Below are 3,144 nucleotides of genomic sequence, written 5' to 3' on the forward strand. Positions count from 1 at the left end.
GTTTCGTAACTAGGTTTTGCCCCTTTATCATTTAGAGTAAAGGCTTATTCATATCCTATAAATGGCAGTTTGACTTATAAAATCTTATCCATCTTCTAGATATCTTATGTTATCTCCCATTGTGTATTACTAGGTAGAATCGCCTAAGTTTCAAACTTGATCCGTTTAACATCAATAGAGTTAAAGCCTATGTTTTAAAAGGTTTTTGTGGTTAGCGATTGTGTAACTAGTTACAATGCGCCAAGTCTATTGGTTTAAGGTTGTATAAAATGAATTCTAGTATGTTTCATTTCAAAAACTTTGTTTCAAGTTCACACGAAGGGTTAAATGATGGTGAATTAAAGTTCGCATCTTTAGTGCTAAACAACTTTTCTGAAATTGAAAAAAAAGGGACGGCTGCTGGCTCAAGAGCTAGATATGTGTCTTCTATATATACTTCAAACACGTTTGTCCCCGCGGTAAAAGAGCCTCTAACAGTTATTGACGATAGTTCCAGATTAGTAAAATTATCATCTATAGAAATTGAAGGCTTTCGCGGATTTACTGGTAAAGAAACGTTTGATTTATCGAAAAAGTACAATTTTTTATATGGCCCAAATGGCTCAGGGAAGTCAAGTTTCTGTGAGGCTCTTGAGCTTTCATTAACAGGGAAAATTAGTGAGGCGGAGAGCAAAAATTTTACGGTCAAAAAATACATTAAGAACATGTACTCCAGTAACTCCTCTGTTTTACTGAAAGTCGAAGATACACAAGGAGAGGTAGCTCCCTTAGCAAATGCTCAGACTGAAAATGACTTTATGTTTATTGAACGTAATAGAATTGAGGGCTTTGCAAGAGTTTCTTCATATACCGCTGGGGCTCAGCAACAAAGATTATCAATGTTATTTGGTTTGGAGAGGTTTACTAACTTCTGTAATGGCTTTAGTGATAGCATTTCAAATTATATAGATGCCAAGAGTCCTGTATATGATAAAAATAAGGAACTAGCACTTAGACTTGAAGCATTAGGTAGCAACAAAAAGATTAAAATCGGTGAACAGAACGGGCTAAATGAAAATAAAACAATTTTATTAATGCGTTACCCTAACTGCAAACTTGCTTCTGAATTAATAACTTACCTAAGCCCTGAGAATGGTTTAATTAAGAAAAAGCAAGATGAATTTTATAAGTACAAGAATATCAAACTAAAAAATTTAACACCACTTGATACTTTGTTGAAGGATTTATCATCTATAGCTGATTTTCTTGTTGCGTATGAAAGGTTAACTAAGGAGATAAATGCAAGTTCATCTCAAGTTGTTTTTATAAATCTATATGAATCAATACAAGCCATAGAAAGGCTTGAAGATATTTCGAATAATTCTTGCCCAGCATGTGATACTCCTTTAATTGACGTCAAGTCTAATCCTTTCCAAAAGTCTAAAGAGCAACTCTTATTACTCAAAGAGTTAGCGAGAAAACAGAAGTCTCAAAGCGAACTTCAAAGAAACATTGAGAACTATTCGACATCTTGTAACCAAGGGTTAAAAGGCATTGGTTTAACTTCATTAATTGATTCGACACTTCACCAAACAAGTGAAGGAAGTTGTTTTTTGAACGCTAGTATTAGCTTGTCTAATGCATATGAAGCTACTATAGCAAAAAGGCAAGGTTTAGAGCTAGAAAATAGCAAGAACGCCCCTTTGATGGCTGAAATTGATAATTTACAAAGAGAACTTAAAGTACTACACGATGATTTAGCAGAAACCAACCAACTAACTGCTTTGTTTCGAAAAAATCATTCGGATTTAAAGATAATAGACAAAGAGGTAGAACAAACTAAAGCGGCTATTTTTACCTTAGTTGGACCATTAAAACTAGAACAACAACAGTTAGAAAAAAATCAGCAGTTCATAACCGACTACGCAAGTTTTGTTAGGAAACTTAAACTATATAACTTGGAGCTACCGTCGGTTCTCTCGCAATCACTGAGTAATACTGTATTAGAATTATATAACTTGATAAACAAGCATCCTTATGACCATGAAGTATTAGTATCATTATCCTTACCAAAGAATGCCAATGAGAAAATTGAAATTGAATTTAATGATGGCAGTAAAGACGACGCTTTAAGAATTCTTAGCGAAGGGCACCTGCGATGTCTTGGATTATCTATACTTTTAGCTAAAAATATACATGATAAACACAATATTATAGTGTTCGATGATGTCGTAAATGCTATTGATGATGAACACCGTTCTGGAGTATTGGATGCAATTTTTAACTATCCTAAGCTATTAGAAAAACAATATGTGATAACGACTCATGGTGAGGACTTTTTGAAACGTTTGGAGAACCTAATTCCTTCAAAATTAGTAAAATCAAAACTCAACCGATATGATTTTAAACGGAACATCGCGCATCGTACAATATTAGTTAGTTCTGATGATTTTCGACAGTATTTAGTAAAGGCTGAAACTGCATTATTTGATGGAAAAATTAAAGATTCTCTAATGGAAAGCAGAAGAAGCCTAGAAGGGTTAGCTAACCTGTTGTGGAAGCATATTGGTAAGCAAAACCTTGACTCAAGCGTTTCTGTACAGCTACGTAGTCCTAATGCACACCCTGACCTATACGGGATAATTTCAGGACTAATTAAATCATTGAAAAGTTTTGAAAAAACACCAGGTATAGATACATATAAGCCAATTAAAGATATCTTGGCAAAAATTCAAGCTAATAGTACTAGACATAAAGAAAATTGGCAGCTTTTGAACAAAGGAACACACGAAGAAGATAGAGATGAAGAGTTCGATGAGGTTCAAGCTAAAGAGCTTATTGACCTATTAGTTATTTTGGAATCAGAGATTTTAAACTATAAAAAACCAAATCAAATAGCTGCTTAGCATGAATGTGCGGCTAGTTTATTTCTAGCCGCACATTACTAAAATCTAATTTCAGATATCGATATGTGGTTCAGTGTAAGCATAATTTAATTAGCCTACATTTCCTAATCCCAGCAATCACTTTTAGAGTCTCTGCCCTAACGCATTTCTGTCCAAAAACGAGTTAACGACTACATGCTAACTTTTCATCTGCAGCGGGCTGTGCAAGCTTCTAAATCATGGATGATTTAGTAGAGCCTATAGGGATATATTCACGGCG

General features: G+C 34.3%; 1 protein-coding gene. It reads left to right on the top strand.

Annotated elements, in window-relative coordinates; translation table 11 throughout:
* Positions 1-269: 269 nt before the first annotated feature.
* Positions 270-2,885: a hypothetical protein gene (locus tag AB4135_RS19215; protein ID WP_371995047.1), complete on the top strand. Its 2,616-nt coding sequence runs from the start codon at positions 270-272 to the stop codon at positions 2,883-2,885.
* Positions 2,886-3,144 lie beyond the last annotated feature (259 nt).

The sequence above is a fragment of the Shewanella sp. 10N.286.54.B9 genome, from assembly GCF_041468565.1.
Classification (GTDB): Bacteria; Pseudomonadota; Gammaproteobacteria; order Enterobacterales; family Shewanellaceae; genus Shewanella.

Coding starts and splice junctions, on each gene's coding strand:
- AB4135_RS19215 (WP_371995047.1), top strand. CDS start 270: ATGAATTCTAGTATGTTTCATTTCAAAAACTTTGTTTCAAGTTCACAC.